This is a genomic window from Methanosarcina sp. UBA411, assembly GCF_002495725.1.
Taxonomy (GTDB): Archaea; Halobacteriota; Methanosarcinia; order Methanosarcinales; family Methanosarcinaceae; genus Methanosarcina.
Genome location: NZ_DAGK01000030.1, coordinates 1 through 25,301 on the forward strand (window position 1 = coordinate 1; position 25,301 = coordinate 25,301).

Here is a 25,301-nt window from a genome sequence, read left to right on the forward strand (position 1 = left end):
ACCTCATATCACTTGACTTATCTAAGAATCCCCTAATATCACCCACTCCAGAAATTGCTTCAATGGGTGTAGAAGCAATTTTCACTTACCTGAAACAATCAAAAACTTCAGAACATAATGAAGCTAAGTTGATACTAGTGGGTAATGGGGAAGTTGGAAAAACGTGTCTTGCTAACAGGTTGATTAATGATAAATTTATGGAAGACCAAATTACCGAGGGAATAAAAAGGTCTGAATGGAGTATTCCTGTTCCAGGCTCTGAAAACAGTTCAATCAAACTAAACATCTGGGATTTTGGAGGGCAGGAAATTTACCACGCAACTCACCAGTTTTTCCTGACAAAACGCTCGGTTTATCTACTTGTATGGAATGCACGAAAAACAAAGGACTATGACAATATATACTACTGGTTACATACGATTGAAGCCTTTGGAGAAGACAGCCCAATAATCCTTGTAATGAGCAAGATGAACGAAAGCGATGATGATCTGGATTTAAAAGATCTAAAAAACAAATTCCATATTGTTGATTATTTAAAGATTGATAGTGAAGATGGAAGAGGAATCCAGGGGTTAAAAGAAAGCATTAGTGAAGCTGCTTGGAATCTTCCTCTAATGAGGGTTAAGTGGGTGGACTCATGGTATCAGGTGAGAAGAAGACTGGAAGAAAGAAGCGAAAATAGTATTACATACAGTGAATTTTATGAAATATGTAAGTCTGAAGGGTTAGACGACGAAAATATCAACATACTGGATGGATATTTAAACGATCTGGGGGTAACTCTTCATTTTAAAGACAGAATTGCGCTAAGGAATATAGTGATATTGAAACCTGAATGGGCTACAGGAGCATTTTATCAAATTTTGTCCACGAAGTCTGTTCTCCAACGCGAAGGTGTACTGTTACAGAGTGAATTAGATGAGATCTGGGATAAAGAAACTTATCCGCCAGACGTTTATCCTCAACTTATGGAGTTAATGAACAAATTTGAACTTGCGTATCAACTTCCCGATAAAGATAAATATCTTATTCCCGAGCTACTACCCAAAAGTTCTCCCGATTTTGATTGGGAAAATGAAGAAAATTTATACTTCTACTATTCTTACGACTCTTTTCTGCCTTCCGGCATAATTACCCGATTTATCGTGCGCATGCATCAGGACATCGAGAAAAAAGAAAATGGTATGCCTCTCTGCTGGAGAGAAGGAGCAGTTCTGGATCTCCAAAATTCACGTGCTCTTGTAAAAATAAAGCCTGATGAAAAGCAAATTGAAATTCGAATAAAGGGTAACAATAAAAGAGGGGCTCTTGGTGCAATTTGTAATGAACTTGATCAAATAAACGCTTCCATAAAAAAGATTAATGTCAGTAAACAAATCCCCTGTAACTGTTCGGAAAATTGTCCTGAAAGATACTCATATGAAAAGTTGTTAAAAGCTGAAATAAAACGAGAAGAAACTATCCAATGCCATGAAAGCTATGAACATATATTAATTTCATTATTATTAGACGGCTACGCCCGGAAAGAAGAAAGATTTGGGGACTATGAGGAATTCTCAAGACAATTTGGGCAACCTCTTGTATTTAATCCAAGCATTGTAACGAATTTAGAAGCTAACCAAGTAATGAAATCAGAACAAAAAACCGATGTCAGTATAAATGTTAACATTGATTTAAAGACAGATTTGCCACAAATTCAAACCGATTTTGAAAATTTAGTAAACGAAATAAAGCGTTTGAATCCAGAACATGATATTAATGATTTGGACAAAATTCAGGATAGTCTAGATGAAATAAGCACTAATTCTGATCAGAAAGAGTTAGTTAAGCCTTTCAATAAGTTACGTAGATTCCTCAATAAATTGGGTGACGAAAATTCAGAGTATAACAAACTCATAAAAGGAACTGAAAAAGGCATAGAGTATGCACAAAATCTTGGCAGAACTTATAATAAATTTGCTCGATGGCTTGCAATGCCTCAGGTTCCAGATTTATTTCTTGGGAAATAATTTGTTCTATTTTCACAGGTCGACATCAAAAATCTTCACCCAAGTTCGAAAGTCGTGACCCCGTAAATCTTTTCAAGGTTTATATCAGGTTCTTCCCGGCTGTACATCCGAATAGTTTTGAACATTACAGTCATTTCATATTTATTTGCAATTTCCATTGCTTTTTTGTTTGGTTCCGGAACATCCAGATATATAGCTTCGTCCGGAACAGAAGCCTTGAGAGCCAGGAAGATTTTCTCTGCCGTTATCGGATCATCGGCAAAAAGAGGGCCTATTTTGTATCCGTTCTGGCATTTCCTTATAACGCCGTATCCTTTCAGCTTTCCGGCCTCAACGGCTGCAAAGGCATAAGAATCAGGTTGTTTAATCCATTTTTCTAGAAAAGTAGATCTTGGAGCCGGAAACATTTCCCTGTCGTATTCCAGCAGACTTTCAAATGGCACGTCTGAGATTTTTACAAGCCCGTCCGGAACTTCTCCTCCCCCTCTTCCTTCAAAACGCAGGTTGCTGTAAAAGGACTTGAACTTCATGAACTCCTGGTACTTCTTTTCGTTTTCCAATACCCCATCAAGTCCGATATTCCTGTTCCCCAGATGTTCCAGGCATTTTTCAGTTAATCTCGTCCCAATTCCTTTTTCCCGAAATTCGGGCTTAACCACGTAGAGGCCAAAAAAACCAAATGAATCGTCATATGCAATAGCAGAAGCACAGCCTACGGGCTTTCCGTCAATTTCTGCAATGAAAAAACCGTCAGGATCGGTTTCATAGAAAATTTCCCCGTCATGGATGCCAGGGTTCCATCCTTCGCCGGCTGCCATTTGGATAGCGAATTTGGCCTCATCGCGCTTCATTTTCCGAATCTTTAGCCCTTGGATCTTCATATGACTTTTTTCCATGTATTATTGTAATTTTGTATTCTATTTATTTTTGTATTCTATTTATATTTCATTCATCAACTTATTTGAAAAAATTTATAAATTTACGTTGCAATGAATCCCCATGCAAAAGTACCAGGGAATTATTGTTGATGCAGTTTCCAGGCGGCAGTTCAAAGGTGAAATCACCGTTGAAAACAGGAAGATCCTCAGTATAGAAGAGAAGGAGCACGAGAATGAACAGTATATCCTCCCAGGGCTTGTAGATGCCCATGTGCATATAGAAAGTTCGATGACCGTGCCTTCGATTTTTGCCCGGATGGCGGTTGCAAGAGGTACGGTTGCAGTAGTTAGCGACCCTCATGAGATTGCAAACGTTATGGGAGAAGAAGGCATTGATTACATGCTCGAAGATGCCAGAAAAGTGCCTCTGAAGGCCTTTTTCGGAGTACCCTCATGTGTACCGGCTACTCCTTTTGAATCCGCTGGGGCGGTGCTGGACGCAGAGGCTGTTGACCGATTGCTGGCAAGAGAAGACCTTCACTACCTTTCGGAGATGATGAACTTCCCGGGTGTGATCCTTGAATTCCCTGATGTAATGGCAAAACTGGAGTCCGCTAAAAAGTACGGCAAAGTTATAGATGGACACGCTCCTGGTTTGAGGGGAGCCGACCTTCAGAAATACGTGTGTGCAGGAATTTCCACAGACCACGAATCTTTTACTTATGAAGAAGCAGTTGAGAAAATAAATCTCGGTATGAAAATACTGATTCGAGAGGGAAGTTCAGCCCGGAATTTCGACACTCTATACATTTTGATAGACGAATATCCCGAATCGGTTATGCTCTGCACCGACGACTCTCATCCTGATACTCTGATATATGAGGGGCATATCGACAAGCTTCTCAGGCGGGGACAGGAAAAAGGACTTGACATTTATAATCTCATAAGGGCAGCTGTGATCAATCCGGTGGAACACTATAGGCTTAACGTCGGGCTGCTGCGCGAGGGAGACCCTGCCGATTTTATTATTGTGGACGACATCAAGTCGTTCAATGTGCTGAAGACCTTTATTGACGGAAATTGTGTTTGCGATAACGGAAAAGTCCTTTTTTCAGTTGAAAAAACTCCTGCAAAAAACGTGTTCAACCGAGGCAAAATTTCGATTGGTGATGTAAAACTGTTCTTGCCTGCTTCTGAAAATAACGAGGAACAGATGGAAAAACAGATGAAAAAAATCCGGGTAATAGTCGCTCAGGACGGAGAACTGGTCACAGGCCAGGAATTGGCCCTTCCAAAGATAGAAAAAGGAAATCTGGTTTCGGACACTGACCGGGATATTTTGAAAATGGTTGTCCTGAGCAGGTATGCTGATGATCCGGTTCAGATTGGTTTCATAAAGAATATAGGCCTGAAAAATGGGGCTATTGCGAGCAGCATTGCCCACGACAGTCATAATATTATTGCAGTCGGAGCAACGGATGAGGACATCGTTAGAGCTGTCAACAGATTGGTGGAAAATCGAGGAGGGATCGTTGTTGGGACCGCAGAAAATCTTCTTGATCTCCCACTGGAGGTTTCAGGTCTCATGAGCACTCTGGACGGAAAAGAAGTAGCTGCAAGGTACGAGCAGTTAAATGAAGAAGCTCGGAAGTTGGGAACTTCGCTTATGTCGCCTTTTATGACACTTTCATTTATGTCGCTTCTGGTAATTCCTGAACTCAAATTGAGTGATAAAGGCCTGTTCAATGTGACAAAATTTGAATTTGTTGAGCTTTTTGCAGATGAATAAGCAAAGATGCAGGCAGAAAGTCCTAGCAGGGAGATCTTCTGCCTTTTTCAATTATTTCCTCTGTTTTCAGTTATTTCTTTTACTTACTCAGCTATTTCGGTCCTTTGTTTATTTTCTTCACTGCATAAACGTCTACTAAATATCATTTTTAACATTAATTTATCTTTTTAACATTAAACTTATTTTTCTATTGACTTTTTGCTTATATTAATATATGAGAAGGTGCAATAATAAATTGGGGTGAATTATTATGCACAAAAGCACGAAAATGGTGGGTTTTATCTTGGTAACAGCAGGGCTTGCTTATGCTATAAAAAAGATGATGCATAACAGAGAAGATTGCTCTGGTTGGCATAAAATAAAAGTGGAAGATGAAAAAAGAACTGGTTCAAGGTATGGTTCCAATCCAGTTAAATACTAAATTAACATAATATATTTACTTTTACTTTTTTAAAATCTATATATTTAGCATTTAGACTTAAATTTCATTGAGTAGCATAACTAAACATGTTTCTGTTTTTTGTAGAGAATCAGCATGTAAAGCAGCTTTGATTGAAATTACCTGAAGTACTAAGTTAAATAACAAAAGCGAGAAAACTTAGAGGAACTAATTGTTTTTTCTATTTTTTTAGTCTTGTCGATCCTTCTCTACAATTTTTAAAACGTCAACGTTTGAAGTAGTCTGAATCAAAAAGAACTGCTTGCTCACAGAAGCAGTTTTCCTGGCTGCGGTTTCCATGCAGAGCATGAGAATTTTTACGGCATCCTGGAAAGTGCTTTTCTTCGTCCAGTTGTCCTTGAAGCATTTATTGGTTACCTGCTTCGTGAAATCATTTCCGAGAACTATCAGGTTGCTTCCCTTTGCGTGTGAGGTTAAGGTTATTTCGGAGTCCCTTAGCTCGGCAATAGCGTAATTTCCGGCTGAGGCATAAAGTCTTCTTTTCTTAACTACCCCGCCTTCAATTGAGGAGACTTCTCCTATTAAAATGCCGTCTCTCTCCGAGATTTTGCTCTTGCAGTCAGTGACCGTTATGCCGACCCCGAATTCTCGAGCTTTTTTTGCGAGTTCGTCATCTGTGACAATTATCCCGCTGTAAAGCTCCTTTTCAAGCTTTTCCCTATCCGGCTTCTCTCCTTCAAATGTTATTTCACGCAGGTCTCCAGTCATTACTGCACCGTTTTTCCCAATAAAAGCTATAACAAGGGTCATTTTTCAGGTTCCTGTATTTTGATATTTCTCGTCTCTTAATATTTCTCACTTTGACTTAGTTCAGTTTTTGAGTAAGATTTATCATTGTACAAATTAATGTCTACTCCATAAAAAGCTATCAATTAGATATTACATAAACTCAAGAGCGGTTAATTATATCCAATAATAATTGACATTTTGATTTTATTAAAGGCCAACTACATACAATTTTCAGTTCCAGTTCTATTATATATGAAATTATTCTTTTTAGAACAAGCAGAAAGAATATAAATTTTTAAACAATCAATATATTTACATTTGTACATCTTTCAGGAGAAAAATATGGAAAATATACTGATTACCTTTAGGAATGTCTGGAAAACTTATCAGATGGGGGAAGTCCAGGTCAATGCCCTGAAAGATGTGAACGTGAAATTCAAGAAGGGAGAATTCGCCGCAATAATCGGGCCCTCAGGAAGTGGGAAATCCACAATGATGAACCTAGTGGGCTGCCTTGATACTCCTACAAAAGGTGAAATTTTCCTTAAAGGCCGGAATATAGCCCGGCTTGAAGAATCAGACCTTGCGGCCCTGAGAGGTAAGACAATTGGGTTTGTTTTTCAGCAGTACAACCTTATTCCTGGTATGACTGCACTCGAAAACGTGCTTTTACCTCTTGAAATCCAGGAAATTGACGATCGAATGGCAGAAAAAAGGGCAAAGAAATTGCTTACACTTTTAGGGCTCTCGGATAAAATTCAGTACAAACCCTCTCAACTTTCAGGCGGACAGCAACAGAGAGTTTCGATTGCAAGAGCTCTGGCCTGTAACCCTGAGGTTATCCTCGCAGACGAGCCAACAGGGGCTCTGGATAGCGTTACCGGAAAAGAATTGCTGGCAATTCTATACAGGCTCTGGAAAGAGGAAGGTAAAACAATAGTTATGGTTACGCACGATCTGCACCTTGCAAGGTATGCAAGCAGGCACATCGAACTAAAGGATGGAAGAATCATCAGGGATGATGTGAATGAAGAAAAACTTGACCCAGAAACTCATCACGAGATACCTGAAAGCGAAACCTGAAAGAAAAGCTATGGGGACGTTTTAATAAACAACTAAGATCATATCCAGACTAAGTCTTGGTTATTCATATTAATTAAAGATTACTCAGATTAACTTTAACATATTATGACAAATTATGATCATTTAGACTAAAATTTAATTATTAAGGCTAAATTTAGGTCATTTAAAATTATTTCAGACTATTTCAATATAAACTGAGATTATGTAAGATTATTTGATATTATTGGATCATTTCGTTAATCGGATTTATCTAAACTCTATTCGAACCATATATACCCGATAAAATCTTTTTGGACCTTCTTTAGAGGTATGAAATCAGTAAAATGAGGAATTTTAAATGGGTTTTAAACTTACAGGTTTTATTTGCTTGCTCTTACTGCTTGCTTCATGCGTTCAACCTGTCCTTGCAGAGGATAGTTCTGAAACTGATAGTTCTGAAACTGAGAGCACTGAGGATGAGAGCACTTCAAATATTGGTTCGGGCCTTGATAAAGGCTTAACTCTTGACCTGCTCAACCAGGACCCTGATCCGGTAAAACCAGGGGATGTCCTTGAAATCAGGCTCTCAATTCAGAATACTGGATATGAGGACCTGGATAATTGTGTTTTGGAAATCAAACCAGAATATCCTTTTAAGGCTATTGCCGGCGAGAAACTTGTACAAAATATAGGCACTCTGGGAAAGCGCTATGAGGATAACCGCCAAAAGGTCGTAAAATTCAAACTCGGGCTTGATAATAACATCAATGAAGGCAAATATCCTCTTAAAGTGTACGTTTACGCAGATGGAAATAAAAACAGGTTTTCCCTTACAAAAGATTTCGATATAGAAATTGATAGCGAATCAAATGCTGAAATTGAATATATCAGTGTCGAAAAAATGGTACCAGGGCAGAAAACCGATCTCGTTTTCGGCATAAAAAACGTGGGAAATTCTCCCCTGAAAAACGCGATGTTTTCCTGGGAATCTACTAATGACGTAATCCTGCCTGTGGGTTCAAGCAATGTTAAACACATTAACCTGATTGACATCGGAGACACTGAAAATGCCAGCTTTGAAGTCCTGACAAACGTCAATACAAAGCCAGGCCTGTATAAGCTGAATATGGTGCTCACGTATGATGATGTTGAAGAACTTCAGACTATCACTGAGGCAGGCACTGTAGAAAACCAGAAGCGAAAAGAGATTAAAAGCAAAGCTGGAATCTATATCGGAGGCACGACGGATTTTGATGTCGCGTTCATGGAAAGAAGTCAGACCGGTGCATACACTTTTTCAATCTCGAACATCGGAAACAACGCGGCAAATTCAGTGAAGATTTCTATCCCCCAACAGGCAAACTGGACTGTTGCGGATGGCAGCAGTAACTCCGTAGTTCTCGGAAACCTGCAAAAGGGAGATTATACAACCGCTGATTTCAACCTGAAGCCGGCAAAGATCGGAGAAGATCTACCTATAAAATTTGAAATCAGCTACACCTCAAATGATGGAATCAGACAGGTTGAGGAAATAGAGCTCTCCCTTTATTCCTCAACTTTTACCCCATCAACCGAGGCTGGCATTTCGAAAGAGGGAAATTCGAGCTCACTGGCATATAAAGCCGGATTCGCTATGCTTGTCTTTGTAGCGTGCGGCGCCGTGATCTATAAAAAGCGTCAAAAGAAGTTAAAAATGGAAAGCGCTCAGGAAAATGAGCTTAATGAGATGAAAGCCGAGGATCGGGACAAGTAAATCGAAAGAATGCGGAAATGGAGTAACTGTTCCATGAAGCCGGGAAAGATTTTAAAAATCGCCTTTAGTATGGTCAAAGCCAATAAACTGAGGAGCTGGCTGACCATTATAGGAATAATAATAGGCATTGCCTCGGTAATGGCGATTGTCACTACAGGGGAGTACTTCGAGAAAGAGGTGACTGAAACTCTCGAAGGTTTCGGGGGCGATACTATTACAATCGTAGCTTCAACCCCTTTCGAGTTAATAAACGATGAAAACGTCATAGTAGAGGACTCGGAAAATTCTGAGGAAAATTCAGAAATTTCGCTCGAGAATTCGGAGACGAATACAGAAGCCAAAGAGGACAAAGACGAAGTTAAGACCGAAACATCCGAGCCTGTCGAATTTGAACCGGTGACTGAGACTCAACTCACAAGGATGGATGTATTTACCCTGCGAAGTATTCCTGATATCGAATATATCAATGTCAATGTTGAAAAGGATGCAGAACTAAAGCTCGGAGGCAAAAGTACCACTGTCTGGGTTACAGGCGTGGACCCTGCAGTCTGGTCAAAAATGACAAAAAAAGATTTAGAGCAGGGTAGAATGCTACAAGCCGGGGATAGGAACGTTGTTGTTCTTTCAAACGAGCTTGCAAAGGGGACTTTTGACAATGAAATCCGGCTCAACCAGATAATTCTGTTAAACGACAGGTCATACAGAGTTGTCGGGGTTCTGGCAAAAGGTGGTGGGCTCCTTGGGGGCCTTACCGGACTTTTCGGGAGCAGTATCTACATGCCTTACCAGAATGCATATGACCTTTCTGGCAACGAGGATCCTTCTGAGACTGAAACGGATGTCTATAGCACAATAGAAGTGAAACTTTACAAAGGGGCTGATTACAATTCGACTCTTCAGGAAATCGAGAATAAATTGAGGATCTCAAGAAGAGTCAATGAAGATACCCAGGACTTCTATGTTAATTCCAACAAAGAAGTAATAGAAAGTACCAGAAAGATGATTAACGGTCTTACAATTTTCCTGGCATTTATTGCAGGGATTTCACTCCTTGTAGGTTCTACAGGGATTGCTAATACTATGTTTACATCTGTCCTCGAAAAAACGAAAGAGATCGGGATCATGAAAGCCATAGGAGCAAAGAACAAAGACATCATGCTTATCTTTCTTTGCAATTCCGCAATGATCAGCCTTGTAGGTGGAATTATAGGTATTCTCCTGGGAACAGTTGCAGTGCAGGCAGTGCTTTTCTTCATATCTATTAAAATGAACACTCCCTTCGAATTCGCCCTTAGCCTTAAAGCTACCTTTATTTCGACCTTCGTTTCCATTGTTGTAGGCTTGATTGCAGGTCTAGTGCCTGCAAAGAATGCCTCGGAACTGAAACCCGTGGATGCATTGAGATATGAATGAACTGTTAGAGAGAAGAATATCGCGAACCTCTCGTTGAATTCTTCGCCTTTCGGTTCAGTTTCAAGGGAGAAGCTTCCTGGTTCATCCCTCTCTTTTTTGAGAACAAGTCCCCAAGCCCCGAGTTCTACAGGTGTCAGATAACTATAAGATTTTGATATTGAAGTGAGATTTTTGATATTGATTGCAGCATTGATGTCCTATCATGTTTTGTTTTACAATCAGAGCAATCCCTTCTCTATCATCAAGAGTCAGATTAGAGTTATAATATCCGCAAATGCTACAAAGTTTAGAAGAAGGCTCAAACACTTTCCAGATTTCGCCGGAAAGTGTATAGGAAGGGAACTTCCAGCCTTAGGGTTAAATAGGCCATTTTACCTTAAAGGATCGTCTCAGAAAATATAGAGGGACAGGAAAGGAGATAATTGTAAATCAAGAAATATAGTTCTTGAATAAATCCTAAGAATTATATGAAAAACTATATATAGGGTCTAAAATATGAGAGCCAGTGGATTAGGAGATAAAATGAACAGTATTAAATTATTTAAGAAAGTCACTGATAGTATCAGTATAATCTTTCTTTATATACTACTTCTGGCTCTAGTTATGGGAATGGTAAAGACCTTGCTGGATATCCGTTCCATTATTTTTGAGTCTCTTGAAAGTGGATTCAGCCACATAGTAACAAGTGTACTGACTGTCTTTATTGTAATTGACCTTTTCAAAGTTTTTGTTGATTACCAGGAGAATGACAGGATCAGGCTTACGGATCTCACAGATGCCACAATTTTTATAGTCCTGCGTGAAATCGCTGTAGGCCTCTATTCAAAGGAATTCGGGTATGAATTTATTATAAGTCTGGCGGCTTTACTGTTTGTACTCAGTATAATGAGAGTGCTTGCCATCAAATATTCCCCCGCAAAATCTAAGGGATCTGGATCTTCGACTGCTGTGCAGAGTGAAGGACAACCTGTAAAACAGGGCGTTAGCGCCATTTTAGATAAGTGCAAAACTGCTTCTGAAAGCAATTAATTCCTTTTTGAAAGCATTTGAACAATTTTCCTCTGTCTCTAGAAGACAGAAAAAATATTTTTTTCTTTTTAATCACACAGATAAAGACAAATTTGAAAATAATTTTTGGTTATGCAGACTAAGTAAAGTTAGCAAAATTAGTAAAGTTAGTAATTTGGTAAAGTAAGTAATTTAGTAAAGTAACTAAATTAGTAAAATTAGCAAAATTCACAAAGTTCGGAAAATGAAAATGTATAAAGGGTAATCCTGAAATAAAAAAGTTTTAAACTATTCTTGAGTATGAGATGTTTTAATGAAAAAGAGTGCTCAAAATATCAGTACTGAAGAAAAAACGGTCAAAAAAGTGGCCAAGCCTGTTATCATGAAGATATACGATTGTCTTCTTGCCTCCTACGGTCCTCAGGGCTGGTGGCCTTTAATTGAACTTCGTGACGCCGGCGGGACAAATCCTACAAAAACCGGCTCTGTCCAGGGATATCACCCTGCAGATTATAGCTACCCGCAGACCAGAAACCAGCAGTTTGAGATTATCTGCGGAGCTCTGCTTACGCAAAATACGAGCTGGATACAGGTTGAAAAAGCTCTCCTGAACCTTAAACAGATAGATTCACTTTCCTCTGGATCTATTCTTTCTCTTGACCCTGAAACTTTAAAAGAAGCTGTCAGGCCGGCAGGTTATTACAACCAGAAAGCAGTAAGACTAAAAACTCTTGCCTGCTGGTTTTCGGAACTTGGAGACCGGATTCCTGTGCGGGAAGAACTCCTCTCTTTAAAAGGCGTGGGCCCTGAAACTGCTGATTCGATTCTGCTCTATGCCTTCAAACAGCCTTCTTTTGTTGTTGATGCCTATACTAAAAGAATAGTAACAAACCTGGGCCTTGCTGATGAGAAGGCAAGTTATCATGAAATCAAAGCCCTGTTTGAAGAAAATTTGCCTGAAGACCTGGCTGTTTATCAGGAATATCATGCTCTGCTCGTGGAGCATGCCAAAAGATATTATCAGAAAAAAAGCTATCATAGAAAAAGCATTCGGGATAGTGATATTTTACTAAAGCATATATTTTAATAGAGTTAATGTATAACCTTTAATTATATTTGACATCAGACGACACTCTATTAAACTTTTTTATGGAACTCATTCTAAAACCAATTTTATCCTCTGTAATATTCAGAACCTTTTTTCTGACCAGAAAATCGAATTGATTATTTCAAATTCGGGATTAAGAGATAAATGATTTAGAGTTTTGGAATCGGTTCGTTATAATATTTACCTTAAAAAAGCTATATTTATACATAAGTTAAGTGTAAAGTTCAAGGAATATTCGCAAAAATTATTCAACCTTTAGTTCCATGTTTAGCTCTATGAACCGTTTCTGCAGAAATTCAATATCTTGGCTTACCAGATCTAACAATTTTTTAGATCCGCTTTTAGATCCATCGTGTGTTTGGATATATTTTTCAAAGATAGATCGCACCTCTGGTTCAGCTAGATGTTTATGACCATTTATTTCAGCTATCCTTCGAGTCTTTATTCGACTGATGACATTTTCATCATATGAAGCTAGTAGATCGTGAAGTGGTAAATAAAACAGATCTATGCTCTGTTCAATATGTTTAAGTTCTTCCTGTTTTTGTCTGATTTCATCTTCTGTTAAATAATTAATAAGATTTTTATAATTATAAATAACTGAATTTAAAATAATAACAGTTACTAGAAAAAATAACAATATAACCATAATTGTTCCTGAATCCATTCCTTTATATACCGCATATATAAGAAACAAAGCTTCAATTACAAACGTTAAACCATACAAGTATAGCATTTTTTTATAACTCTTTATGTCGTTGTTAATATTTCTATGATGGGTAGCTCGCAAGCCAGTCACAAATAATCACCACTCAAACAATAGAAAACATCTACTTGATGAGAAATAGTTTTAGTATTCTTAATAATGTGGATATTTTTCCCTTAATAACCATAGATATATATCAGGGTTATTTGAAATAGATATGCACTACAAGGAGACGCTTTCAAACTTTTTTAATAGACCTTCTTCTAAAAAGCTCACTTATATCATGGAGGCATCCACTAATCCAGTGTCTTGAAAATTTAGTCATTAGTCACATGTTAACTCTGAATCGCTATAATTAATGAGAAACTATCAAAGATTATGCTCAATAATTAAATTGCCATTGCACTAGCTAACTTTGTCTATTAGTGCGAAGTCATTTCCAGCACATCCTCGAGCCATTCACGAGTGGTTGTGTTTTTACTATGATAAATAAAACTTTACTTTAATTCCAATAAGGTAAATTAAGTTCTAACAATAAAGGCCTGAAACCTGTTAAGCTATAATCGTTTTTTTGGCTTTGGCGATTTAAGTTCCTCTAAGATAAGAACAAATTTATTTTAGTTGGCTATTTTGTGTGTTCGACCTCAGTACATTGACCTAGAGATATTTATGATACTAAAAAGAAGTTTATGATGATACTGTTTATAATAGTTTATTGTGGTGTTATGGACGAGATAGATACGACGGATGTGTATGTCTGTGCAGATCATAAAAAACGCTGAACAGCAAATGTATTGAAATCGATTATAGAGAAATATTCGAGAACAGCAAACTTGCGATTGTGGCTCAGAGCTAAACAATGACACTGCGAGAGTTGTGCTTAAAGTAGTCTCTCGGGCATCTGATAAGTCGTCGGCGACTGGCATTGAAACTGTACATATGCTATGTATTGTAAAAACGAAATGTAAGAAGTGTGAGAAAGAATATATTATGGAATTCACACAATCGATAGAGGAGCAAATACAAACTGAGTTCAGCGACTGCAAATATCGGATGTGCAAAACGTTTGATAAATACCTGAGCCGCATTGAAATTGATAAACGATATGAGCTAAAATATGTTCGCCGTGATTATACACTAGCTGCCGAGGGCGAGATTACACAGTTGGATACAACAACGGACTTACATTCAGAGCCTATCCCAAAATCTGTTTCATTCTAAGTCATCATGAGTTTTCAGATCAGAAACGATTAGGAAATAAATTCTACATTTTTGTACATATTAAAGAAAATAAATTTTACATTCTTGTACATATTGAGTAAAGATATAATTTTAGAAATTCTTTCGAACTCAAGTTTAAAATATTAATTGTTTAATTTTATAGAAATAAAACGGAGTTTTTCCATCATGCAGTCATCTTTGAAAATCGGAAATATAATGGACATACCTATCAAACTGGACACATCCTTCCTTCTGGCACTTCCGATATCTGCATATTTTTTCGCGATCAATTCACAACCATATGGTTTTGCGGGAGTTGAGCCAACTGTAGTTAGATATTCTCTTTCTACTCTTTCTGCCATCTTCCTTTTTGTCTCAGTACTTTTACATGAACTTGCACACTCTTATCTTGCAAAGCGTTATGGGGCTAAAATTGCTAGCATTACTCTCCTCCTCTTTGGAGGTGTAGCCTCTATGGAAATCCCACAGAAACCTGAACAAGAAGCAAAGATAGCTTTTGCAGGACCTTTAACAAGCCTCATTATAGGTTTTATCTGCCTGTTCACATACAATTACGTAATATCCTCTAACCCTGCGCTTTCTCAAAACCCCATATATCTTATTATCTGGGTTATTGGATCAATGAACTTATTGCTTGGGATCTTTAATTTACTGCCTGCTTTTCCTATGGATGGGGGTAGGATACTCCGTTCACTTTTTGCCAGGAAAATGTCTTATGTAAAGGCGACTCACAGTGCAGCTTCCATCGGAAAGTTTATTGCTATTCTCATGGCAATTTATGGAATTTACGTAGGTGATCTCTGGCTTCTCCTAATTGGTTTCTATATTTATGGCAGCGCATCTAATGAGGATCGATTTTACTCAGAATCAGGGAGATCTGTCTAATATTTAGTTAGAAGATAGTAGATTTTGTCTGGATCCTGGGATATGTGTGTTGGGCTGGCTAAAGGTTAGCCCAAATCTCAAGGACCAACTTCAAGTATGTCGCCTGGCGCGAGCTGCAGCTTCATTAAGGTAGAAGGGTCAAGTCGGATAATTCCTCTTCTAAGGTCGATAGGATATGCTTTTTCAACCTTTAACTCAATTTTTTCCATACATAACCACAAAATAGAGTCACTATCTTACATTTATCTATTTCTAAATTAGTTAAATAGGCTACGAAGTAGCAAATTTAGTTTGCCTTGAGATATTTGGCATAGTACCCACGAACATTCTTCTTTTTGAAGACTTGGCATAAATTGTGCCAAGAATATCCTGAAGCCAAAAAGCGCTGATCTACATAGTGTATAGTAGCCAGCCTACCATAATGTTGAGTTTAGGTGGCTTTAGCATATCCTAGAGAATGCTCGAAAACGTTATTCTTCAATCCAAAAGTCTGCTATTTTATTTAATAAGCTTTTAAAGTCTGACTCATACTCTTCTTTTATTCTATTCTCGTTGTCAAAAATCCCCTTCTTTGGGTGACAATTCTTACATTCATATCCATCTATTAGATTTTTGCATGTATTATAATAACGGCAGTCTTTATCTCGAATATCATCAGCGTTTAGTATCTCAAATTTATATTTTGGAAAGTCACTTTCTACTTTTTCTTTTTCGGATTTTTTATCACCATCATATAGACAACAAACCTTCTCAAAACCTAAGTTTTTTAAAATTGTCACAATTCTTATGATTTTATCAGCACCACCTGCACCAAAACCAAAGAAGCGAATTTTTTTGCTAATACCCAAATCCTTTAATGCTTTTCTCAAAAATATTACATCTTCCTGCCCCTCTACCACTACTAATTTGTCATCCTCAAAAAAGCATGATCTTGCATCATACCCAAAAATGTGTGGATTGAATAAATCTCCTTCAAACTTCCTCAAACAATCTCTACTTTCCTCATTTAATTGATATATTTTTGAACCATTACCTGGGTTTACTACTCTAGCAAGTGTTCCTCCGTTAATGATTGCATCTATAGAAACCAGTTCAGGAGAGTGAGTAGCATACACTATTTGACTCTCCTTTGATTTCTCAAGAATTATATCTAGAAGATTTCTCTGTAACTGTGGGTGCAAAGATAACTCAGGCTCGTCGATGACAAGAAGTTTGTCTGGTGAAGAATTTAATAGAGCTGCGACTATAAAAAGAAGACTAACAAGTCCTTCTCCTAATCCATCTGAATCATGAGTGTTGTTAATCTTAACATAATACTCTCTTGTATTGGATAGATCAATGGTCCATTTTAACTCATATCCAAGTACTTGTTCCAAAAAGTTGTTGAATTCTGCACTATGTTCTGGGCTCTCTATAATTTTGAACAATTTGTTATCATCAGCATCAATTGGCTGCCCTCTAGCTCCAAGCGTGATATAGTCAGGTCGTGCTGCAAGTAGAATACCTTTTCCACGTGACGCTTCTTTTGAATATGGGTTAAAATATCTCCTAGATGACAAGACAGTAATCGATGGATTGTAAGGATCGTAATTTTTACCCTCAAGCCAGGGATTCCTTTTTGCTTTATGACCACCAGCAAGAATTGTTTCTAAACTGTGTATCGAACCATCATCGAAAGATAGCACTATTTCAACTGCATAACCCGCTGCTTTATTTCTCTGCCCTTCTGCAAAGCTGATATGATTTCCTGAGGACATCACCTTAAAAGATTCAATAATTGTCGACTTTCCACCGTTATTAGGGCCAACAATTACCGTAAGTCCAGAACCTTTTTCCCCATTAGGTTTAGAGAGCTTTAGCTCTTGTTCCTCTGCAAAGCCACGAAAACCTTTGATTTTTATGCTTGAAATCATGTTATCACTGTATAAGATTAACAAGATTTCTGCGCTTTCTTAATATATATCTTTCTATAAATAACTATATTATAGAATTAATAGGCTTATTTAGCGATTATTATTAAAGTATATATTATCTTTTAACTAATGTTATACAGATTAAAACCTGAGCCGCAAGATCGTGATTACTTAGACTTGCACCATAAACATAATAATATATTACTTACTAATCTTATATTTATAGTTCCATTAGTAATTCAGGATATTCGTACTCATAATATAGTGCCAAAAATTGCTACAACCACTTTCGTGTTATAGAGCATAACATCTATGATCCTCCCAAATATCCTCGAGGCAATTTTGACCGCCATGATGTAAGTCATACCACAACCTACGACACTCAGCCCAGCAAATAGAAAAAATCATCTTCGAGCTGTCAAAAAGCAGTTAATTATAAACATTTCAAATTGATAAACAATTTACTTAAAATGCATCATCAGAAAAAAAGCAGCTATGAAAAACACTCATTTCTTAAAATTATCTAAGATTAAAAAAGGTTTTTGGGAAAAAGAATCTAGCTACCCGCGAAACTTCGAATCAATTTATATCTGTACGGAAGTTTTCGCCGTATATTATTTCTTTATCCGATTTGGACACCTATGATTTGGTGTGCAAATACTTAACTAAGCGGCCAAATATCTAGTTAAATTCTTAGATACTCAGTCCAATTTATTATTTCTCAGTTAGTCCTTTTTGTCGTCGTGCGGTGTTTTGTGATTTCTATTTATTTAATATCTGCTCGAAAGGCAGCAAGCTCCTTATACGAGCTTTATTTCGTACCAGTCCGAAAGTTCTGCATCAAGAACTCCTTCATGGACCATCTTCTCGATCTCGTTTTCAACCTGTCCGTAAGTGAACTTATAGTCGTATGAGATTGCGGAGATGACATCCGGACTATGGCAGAATCTGTTCGGAAACGCTTCATTGAACATTGCTACGTTTTCGAGGATCAAATTCCTTAGTCTTTCCATTTTTTATCACCTCTTTTTTGTTGTGTTTAGTTTTTCATTCGGGTTCGATTTCTCTTTTCCTCAACCACTATATTTACACGCCAAGTATATAGATATTTCCCTAATATGCTATGTAGTTAATTTAGTTCTAGATTTTAAAATGTTTCTATATAGTTCTTATTTGCAGGCCGCAATTAAAATCTGATATTTTAAATGGAGTATTTCAAAAATGAACGTTCTAAAATTGAAAATCTCAAAAATAAAAGTTCCATAATAGGCTGCTTCAAAAATAAGTATTTCAAAAATAATTAATTCATAATTAAGTATTTTAAAACAGTATTATTTCATAAACAAGCCATCTCAAAGCTTAGATATTTGTAAGTAATTATTTAAGCACAGTAAAAATCAGAATAAAATAGAGTGAAAAGTAATTAATTATATAAACATGCTTAGAAGATCTGTTTAGGAAAAAAGAAATAAAAAAGATTATCTTTACCGTAGATCTTCAACGTAGGCTAGGCTTCCTGAAAGCAAGCACTCAAGCATGGCCTATCAGGCATGCAGCGTACTTTCCTTTATCTGTTATGACAATAATATTATTTCTACCTCTTTTTTCAACACGTATGTAACCGTTATGTTTTAACTCATCAAGGAGGCCCCTGTTTATTCTGACCAGTATGTTACTTGAAGTCCTTTGCTTTCCGCCTATATTCTCATTAAGATCCTCAAAGCCTTGAAGCCTGTTGTCTTTGATCATTTTAACGATGTCATTGGTTGTCATTTTTTCTTTTTTGTAGAGTTCCGTGAGGAACACGCTTCTTGCTCCAGTAGGAGTGTCAATAGTAAAATTAGTCAAAATGTAATACCTTAACTTATTAACAATGGACAGTCCATGTTCCAACAATTCTTCTTCATTTTTTGAATAGCCTCCATCGGCATATACGTAGTAAACTTTAACATCGTGATGCATGGCAGCAAAAGTCGATGCGACTGCGGTCAATTTTCCCGATGCACTCATATTAACATAGACAAGATTATTCTCTTTTTTCTCCTGGACGATCAAGTTACTTATAGTCGACAAAAGAGGAAGCGGATCAGACATCTCACTTCCCACAGTAATAACCTCTATGTTCTTCTCTTCAAGGCGCTTTTTGACTTCCTGTAAAAAGTATTCACGGCACTTTGAACTGAACTCTTTACTTATGGGTTTAGTATGTAAAAGATAGACTTTATTAGCCCTCATTTTGTCAAATGGCCTGACAGCCATATCGATTTCAGAGGCAAGAGGTATAATGTGTACAATTTCTTCCATGATATCACTATATTAACACTCTCATATATTAACGATATTAAAAATATTAACGTTATTTACGTAGAAATAGTTATATCTGGCTCGTAGAATAAGAATTCAGTTTAATAAGAAACCGCATGAATAGCTTTACGCTCGGCCTTTGTCGACGAAATGAAGCGGTTACAGGTCTATAATACCCAATGATGAATTATTTTTGTCATATTATTGTTGTCACTCCGAGAACCAGGTCTAAATAACATAGTCAGCTTTGCCACTGCAAACCTTGCCAATTTACCCGCCGGCAGCAAAAACGAGGTAATAACTTGAATAAAAATAGTAATTTAATAGATAAAGAGAATATATCTATACAAAAAAAAGGCATTGCATACAAATGGGTTGCACTGTTCAATGTGACCTTAGCATCATTAATGGGCTCTATCAACGGCAGCATCATCCTGATCTCGCTGCCTGCGATATTCAAGGGCATCCAGATGGACCCGACGGATCCTGGTGCATTTCAGTATCTTCTGTGGCTCCTTATGGGCTTTGGTCTGATCACGGCTACACTGCTCCTCACTATTGGTCGGCTGGCGGACATGTATGGTCGGGTAAAACTGTTCCGGCTGGGCTTCCTTATATTCGCCATCGGCTCAATTCTGCTTTATCTGACACCTGGCACAGGCAACACTGGTGCACTGGAGCTAATTATTTTCAGGCTTATACAGGCTGTGGGTAGCGCATTCACCATAGCTAACAGCTCAGCCATTCTCACTGACGCGTTTCCTGTCAGTGAGAGGGGAAAGGCACTGGGCATAAATATGGTAGCCTTTATGTCCGGCCAGTTTATTGGCTTACTACTTGGTGGCATACTGGCGACGTACAACTGGCGCTATGTGTTCCTTGTCAATATTCCCTTTGCTATCCTTGGAACGGTGTGGTCTTATTGGAAAATGAAGGATATATCATTCAGGGCTTCTAAGACCAGTCTTGATATTGTGGGAAATTTACTCTTTGTCGGCGGGCTGACCTCGCTTCTGATCGGTGTCACTTATGCCCTGATGCCTTACGAGCATGATGGTATCACCGATGCGATGGGCTGGAACAACCCATGGGTAATGGCAGCCTTAAGTATCGGAATCATATTGTTGGTCGCCTTCCCATTCATCGAGAGCAAGATGAAGAACCCTATGTTCAAGCTGGAGTTCTTTAAGATCAGAGCCTTTACCTATGGTTGTCTTGCCAGTTTCACTTCAGCTATTGCCCGAGGCGGTGCCATGTTCATGCTTATTCTTCTGCTGCAAGGGATCTGGCTGCCGCTCCAAGGTTATCGCTTTGAGGACACGCCTTTATGGGCAGGTATCTATATGCTTCCCATGACTCTTGGCTTTATGATCATGGGACCGATCTCCGGGATGCTCTCGGACAAGTATGGACCTCGATGGATCGCCACTGCTGGAATGAGCATCGTAGCGCTGGTGTTTCTTGGGCTCGCTCTGCTTCCCTATAACTTCGACTACTGGGAGCTAGGAATATTGATCTTCTTCATGGGCATTGGCAACGGTATGTTCGCCTCTCCTAATAGCTCCTCGATAATGAATTCTGTGCCGCCTCAAAACCGGGGTATCGCGTCAGGCATGCTATCCACACTATCTAACTCGGCCAGTACGCTGAGCATGTCCATATTCTTCACCATCGTGATTGTAGGTATCCAAAAATCGTTTCCAGATGCGGTATACAGCTCGTTTGCCAGCCTTGGATCTGCACAAATTGCTCCTGCTTTGCAACAACTAGCGAATCAGCTAGCATTAATGTCGCCTACAAATGCGTTGTTCTCTGCCTTTCTAGGCTATAACCCAATGAGCTCGATTCTGAACTCTATAGATCCGAGTATCGTCAGCTCAATACCTCAACAAATCTTGACCACACTGACAAGCAACTACTGGTTCCCACAGACACTGCAGCAGGCGTTCATGCCAGCGCTGCGTATTTCGTTCATAATCGGGGCTGTACTCTGCAGTATAGCAGCAGTGCTATCGGCAATGAGAGGACAACGGTACGTGTACGAGGCTTACAACCCAGTCGGCGATGTGAGCAAAGCTGATATTACGGAAGGAAAAGAAAGGGCACTCTAATATCTGACATCTATCTGGCATCTGGCATACTGTCCAATCTAGATCTCAAAAAATTTCTTAGACAGTATTGTCAATAAGGTCTTTGTACTGTGCCTGATAAATACCTGTCTTAAGAATGAATGCTGACTCAAAGTGCTGTCAGCATTTTAGTCTTTGGACAGGCATACTCTTGAGATACGTTTTTGAACAAACTTTCTATAGAAAGATTATTGTCAAGTCTTTGACAAAATCTTTGATCATGTAAATTCGAAAGGTGCTGAAGTCTACTTACAGAAATTCGAGACAATGATAATAATTTTAAGAGAAATTACTCATCGATGGATTTAAATCGGAACAGTGTTTTTGGAAAGTAAACTTAGATTAATAAATCCATTAGTTATTTTAATAGTAATTTTAAAAAGATAATGGGAGGAATTCACCATTCAGACATTTTTTGAAAAAGTTGGTGTATTCATTCACAACAATCATTTTTCCATACTCCTGGTAGCTTTCCTGTTCATAATACTATCAATACAGGGAGCACAGCTTATTGAGATGAAATCAGGAACAGAAACCTTTGTTGGGAAAGATTCTCCTCTCTACCAAGATTACGATCACCTTTATCAAAAAATATTCCAGACGCAATCTATTGTGGTAATGGTAGAGGGCAACGAGGTAAAGAGTGCTGACCTGATGAAGGCTGTAGACAGGTTAGAACACCAGATCCAGGCAACGAATGGAGTGACTGAGACTACAAGCCCTGCTTCACTGATCAAAACAATCAATTACCAAATGACAGGGAGGTATGAACTTCCTGATACTGATGAAGAAATAAAAGCTATAGTAGATGGAAACCCTAAGGTTTTCGGACAGATTATTCCTGACAATACTCATATGATGATTTCGGTAGTCATGGCTGGTTCGGCTAGCGAAAAAACACAGGAAGACATCCTTACTGCCACTGAAGGTGCAGTTTCTTTTGCGGACTTTCCACCTTCTTATAATATTATTGTTACTGGCGATCCGGCATTCGGTATTTCCATGAACTATGAGATGAGCTCAAGTATGGGTATACTGCTGGGGCTTTCAGCCGTTTTCATGATTATTGTACTGCTTCTCGTATTCAGGCACGTCCGCTGGTGCCTTCTCCCCCTGCCGATAGTTCTTCTTGGTATTGTTTACACCTTCGGAGCTATGGGTTATATAAGAATTCCTATGTCCATGGTTTCCATGGCTGCATTCCCTATCCTTATAGGCGTAGGGATTGACTATGCCATTCAGTTCCATAACCGACTTGAAGAGGAGCTGCAAGAAAAAGGGAACAAAACAACGGCAGTTATAGAAACCGTAAAGCATACTGGGCCTGCAGTTCTCACAGCTCTAGCAATGACAGCCCTTGGATTTTTCTCCCTTTTTACATCCACCGTGCCAATGATCCAGGATTTTGGAAAATTGCTCATGATAGGCGTTTTAATGTGTTACTTCTCCTCCATCTTCGTGGGGGTTATAACGATTTCTTTATTTGATAAATACTCGGATAAAAACCCCTTGAGAAAAATAGCAAATAAGATAAAACCTGCAAATCCGGAAAGGAAAAGAGAGATTGAGAAAAAGGAAAAAGCTGAGGACGGAAGTGAAAGCGACCGTCTAATAGGGAGAGTTCTCAAGAAAACCACTGATCTAACTATCAAATATGATGTTATCGTATTGGGAGTTGCACTCTTGCTCTGCTTTGGCGGCCTTTACCTCGACCGGTCCGTACCTATTCAGACTGACGTTGAAACCTTTGTGCCTCAGGACATGCCTTCACTTGTGGATCTTCGCCACATGGGAAATATCATGGGCAATAGCGATGAATTAAATCTTATCATCAAGGTTAAGGATACAGCTAATCCGGATGTCCTTAAGTGGATTGACCAGTTTTCCAAACATGAAGTAGCGTCCAATAGCCACATTTACAGCGCTTCGAGTATCGTGTCACTGGTAAAGGAAAGAAATGGTGGGGTAATTCCCGATACCAGTCAGGAAATAGAGAATATTTACTCCGAAATTCCGGAGACACAGAAAGACCGCTATATGTACGGGAAGAATATGCTTCTCCTGAACTTTGATATAGGGAATGCGGTTTCGGACATAAAGGTAACAGGTATCGAGGAACTCACGAATATTGTCAAGCAGGATATGCAATGGATGCCGGCTCCAGCAGGCACTGATGTCACGATTACCGGAAACTCGGTTGTGTATATAGAGGTAATCTCTGCTCTTACCAGCGGAAGAATAGCAATGACTTTCCTTGGCCTGATTCTCGTGCTCGGAGGGCTTCTTGTTGTATACAGAGACTGGGTCAAAGCCCTGGTTCCTGTAATCCCAATGTTAATAGTTATTGGCTGGTCAGGAGGAGTCATGAGCTTTCTTAATATCAGCTATACTCCCCTCACAGCAACCCTGGGAGCTCTGATACTGGGAGTCGGGTCCGAATATGCTATCCTCATGATGGAACGTTACTTTGAAGAAAAGGACAAAGGAGCAAGTCCTTTAGAGGCTATCGAGATGACCAGTTCCAAAATAGGAAGTGCAATTGTTGCTTCAGGAGCCACTACAGTATTCGGGTTTATGGCCTTGCTTGCTTCTCCTTTCCCTATAATAACTGACTTCGGTACAGTTACAGTTATCGATGTCTTGCTGGCTCTCCTAGCAACCTTTGTAGTCTTTCCTCCGCTTATTATTACTTTTGATACCTGGCGAGATCGAAGGAAAGGTCTCAGGACGACAAAGACAGAGACAAAAAAACAAACTTCGGGGACCAAGATATGATACAAGTGCCCATAAAACCAAGGCAAGAAATAATTAGAAAAACAGCTATACTTGCGTTAATCCTGTTAATATTATCAGTGACCTCATTTCCAGCCCTCGGAGATGACAAAGATGACGAAACAAACTTCCTTATTCCGGAGCATGGGTACACTGTAGACTACTACAGGAGTTACGGGGAGCCAGATATCAACGCTTCAATTACAGGAAATCCTGAGCTCAACAGGGGAGATACTGCAGACCTGCAGATAAAAATCGCGAATGATGGAGTGATAGATGGTTTCCAGAGACTTAATGTAAACCAGAATAAGATTCCAGACTCTGCTGAGGAAACGATTGCACTAGAAGAGATGGGAGAAGAAAAAGAATGTACAACAGCAAAAGATATCGAAGCTACTCTTCAATCTGGAACGGAGTACATTGAAATCGAGCCCACAACCAGTTTTCAGAGTTTGGAAGAACTTGAAACCGGACACACGGCAACCCTAAACTACACTCTAAAAATCGACGACAACATACCTGCTGGGAATTATGAACTTTTTCTGCCTGTAAAATATCAATATCAGGCAAACGTCCTAACTGTAACTTCGAATGCAATAAACCTGGGAATCATGGATATGGATTATACCAGAGATTACAAAACGAAAAACCAAACTCTCAGAATCCCGGTTTCCATAAAGAGTGAACCTAAATTTGAAGTGACCAATGTCTCTGGAAGCCTTATGCAGGGAGAGAGCAAAGTCATTGAAGTTACCTATAAAAACACCAGAGAAAACGTAGCAAAGGATGCCTTGGCCCGGATAATTGTTATGAGTCCTCTGAGTACTGAAAAGTCTACAGTAAGACTCGGAGATATAGGTCCAGGAGAGAGCAAGACTGCTAAATTCCAAATTTTGGCAAGCCAGAAAGCCGTTGTGAAAAATTACGGCATAAATAGCGAAATAAAGTATATTGATGAGGATGGGGAAACTTCCTTTTCAGAAAATATGAAAGTGAACCTACCCCTTGAAGCCTCAGAGAAGAAATTTAGCATGAAGGGTGTAGCAATCATACTAATTTTCCTTATCGCCTTTTATCAGATAGTAAATGTGCACCGGAAAAGAAACAAGAACAACGAGAATACTTCAGGTGATAAGAATGA

Annotated in this window: 19 protein-coding genes and 1 pseudogene; 12 read left to right on the forward strand and 8 right to left on the reverse strand. The window is 38.7% G+C overall.

Annotation, left to right across the window (positions count from 1 at the left end; all coding sequences use genetic code 11):
• Positions 1-2,009, forward strand: a 2,009-nt coding sequence (locus BP861_RS11140; protein ID WP_292375532.1) for a COR domain-containing protein, incomplete at its 5' end; no start/stop codon positions are given.
• A 35-nt stretch (positions 2,010-2,044) separates the two neighbouring features.
• On the opposite strand, the gene BP861_RS11145 is transcribed toward BP861_RS11140, so the two are convergent.
• The gene (locus BP861_RS11145) at positions 2,045-2,860 is read right to left on the reverse strand and encodes a GNAT family N-acetyltransferase (RefSeq protein WP_292375534.1); all 816 of its coding nucleotides are present in this window, start codon (positions 2,858-2,860) and stop codon (positions 2,045-2,047) included.
• A gap of 148 nt (positions 2,861-3,008) precedes the next feature.
• Between BP861_RS11145 and ade the strand changes: the two genes are divergently transcribed.
• Both ade and BP861_RS11155 read left to right on the forward strand, forming a co-directional pair.
• A complete protein-coding gene (gene ade / locus BP861_RS11150) occupies positions 3,009-4,676 on the forward strand; it encodes an adenine deaminase (protein WP_292375536.1) in 1,668 nt (555 codons plus the stop codon).
• 283 nt (positions 4,677-4,959) lie between these two features.
• Complete coding sequence (locus tag BP861_RS11155; RefSeq protein WP_292375538.1) at positions 4,960-5,097, forward strand: hypothetical protein; 138 nt, start codon at positions 4,960-4,962, stop codon at positions 5,095-5,097.
• A gap of 207 nt (positions 5,098-5,304) precedes the next feature.
• Here the strand turns inward: BP861_RS11155 and BP861_RS11160 are convergent, their stop codons facing one another.
• Entirely contained in the window at positions 5,305-5,886 is a 582-nt protein-coding gene (locus BP861_RS11160; RefSeq protein WP_292375540.1) for a DUF2121 domain-containing protein, read from the reverse strand.
• A 321-nt stretch (positions 5,887-6,207) separates the two neighbouring features.
• On the opposite strand from BP861_RS11160, the gene BP861_RS11165 reads away from it, so the two are divergent.
• The 3 genes from BP861_RS11165 to BP861_RS11175 all read left to right on the forward strand — a co-directional run bounded on the left by BP861_RS11165 (position 6,208) and on the right by BP861_RS11175 (position 10,093).
• Entirely contained in the window at positions 6,208-6,948 is a 741-nt protein-coding gene (locus BP861_RS11165) for an ABC transporter ATP-binding protein (protein ID WP_292375542.1), read from the forward strand.
• 337 nt (positions 6,949-7,285) lie between these two features.
• Positions 7,286-8,680: a COG1361 S-layer family protein gene (locus BP861_RS11170; RefSeq protein ID WP_292375544.1), complete on the forward strand. Its 1,395-nt coding sequence runs from the start codon at positions 7,286-7,288 to the stop codon at positions 8,678-8,680.
• A 33-nt stretch (positions 8,681-8,713) separates the two neighbouring features.
• A complete protein-coding gene (locus tag BP861_RS11175) occupies positions 8,714-10,093 on the forward strand; it encodes an ABC transporter permease (protein ID WP_292375546.1) in 1,380 nt (459 codons plus the stop codon).
• Between the two features lie 146 nt (positions 10,094-10,239).
• Here BP861_RS11175 and BP861_RS16135 read toward each other — a convergent pair.
• A pseudogene (locus BP861_RS16135) lies at positions 10,240-10,396 on the reverse strand (zinc ribbon domain-containing protein); the annotation flags it as partial.
• A gap of 219 nt (positions 10,397-10,615) precedes the next feature.
• Between BP861_RS16135 and BP861_RS11180 the strand changes: the two are divergent.
• Entirely contained in the window at positions 10,616-11,122 is a 507-nt protein-coding gene (locus BP861_RS11180) for a phosphate-starvation-inducible PsiE family protein (RefSeq protein ID WP_292375547.1), read from the forward strand.
• A gap of 292 nt (positions 11,123-11,414) precedes the next feature.
• Entirely contained in the window at positions 11,415-12,188 is a 774-nt protein-coding gene (locus BP861_RS11185) for an endonuclease III domain-containing protein (protein WP_292375549.1), read from the forward strand.
• Between the two features lie 265 nt (positions 12,189-12,453).
• Here BP861_RS11185 and BP861_RS11190 read toward each other — a convergent pair whose 3' ends face one another.
• On the reverse strand, positions 12,454-13,008 hold the full coding sequence (locus BP861_RS11190) for a hypothetical protein (RefSeq protein ID WP_292375551.1): 555 nt from the start codon (positions 13,006-13,008) through the stop codon (positions 12,454-12,456).
• Positions 13,009-14,322: 1,314 nt separating this feature from the next.
• Between BP861_RS11190 and BP861_RS11195 the strand changes: the two genes are divergently transcribed.
• Positions 14,323-15,042 (forward strand): site-2 protease family protein, encoded by a 720-nt coding sequence (locus BP861_RS11195; protein WP_292375552.1) that lies wholly within the window; start codon positions 14,323-14,325, stop codon positions 15,040-15,042.
• Between the two features lie 77 nt (positions 15,043-15,119).
• Here the strand turns inward: BP861_RS11195 and BP861_RS11200 are convergent, their stop codons facing one another.
• From BP861_RS11200 to BP861_RS11215, 4 genes are all read right to left on the reverse strand, one after another.
• Entirely contained in the window at positions 15,120-15,251 is a 132-nt protein-coding gene (locus BP861_RS11200; protein ID WP_292375565.1) for a hypothetical protein, read from the reverse strand.
• Positions 15,252-15,512: 261 nt separating this feature from the next.
• Entirely contained in the window at positions 15,513-16,955 is a 1,443-nt protein-coding gene (locus tag BP861_RS11205) for an ATP-dependent nuclease (RefSeq protein WP_292375554.1), read from the reverse strand.
• Positions 16,956-17,755: 800 nt separating this feature from the next.
• Complete coding sequence (locus BP861_RS11210; protein WP_048106658.1) at positions 17,756-17,968, reverse strand: hypothetical protein; 213 nt, start codon at positions 17,966-17,968, stop codon at positions 17,756-17,758.
• Positions 17,969-18,485: 517 nt separating this feature from the next.
• A complete protein-coding gene (locus tag BP861_RS11215) occupies positions 18,486-19,259 on the reverse strand; it encodes a DUF6293 family protein (RefSeq protein WP_292375558.1) in 774 nt (257 codons plus the stop codon).
• A gap of 302 nt (positions 19,260-19,561) precedes the next feature.
• On the opposite strand from BP861_RS11215, the gene BP861_RS11220 reads away from it, so the two are divergent.
• The 3 genes from BP861_RS11220 to BP861_RS11230 all read left to right on the forward strand — a co-directional run.
• The gene (locus BP861_RS11220) at positions 19,562-21,370 is read left to right on the forward strand and encodes an MFS transporter (protein WP_292375560.1); all 1,809 of its coding nucleotides are present in this window, start codon (positions 19,562-19,564) and stop codon (positions 21,368-21,370) included.
• A gap of 474 nt (positions 21,371-21,844) precedes the next feature.
• Positions 21,845-24,163 (forward strand): hydrophobe/amphiphile efflux-3 (HAE3) family transporter, encoded by a 2,319-nt coding sequence (locus tag BP861_RS11225; RefSeq protein WP_394339177.1) that lies wholly within the window; start codon positions 21,845-21,847, stop codon positions 24,161-24,163.
• A 77-nt stretch (positions 24,164-24,240) separates the two neighbouring features.
• The coding region (locus tag BP861_RS11230; protein WP_292375562.1) for a COG1361 S-layer family protein at positions 24,241-25,301 on the forward strand (1,061 nt) is incomplete at its 3' end.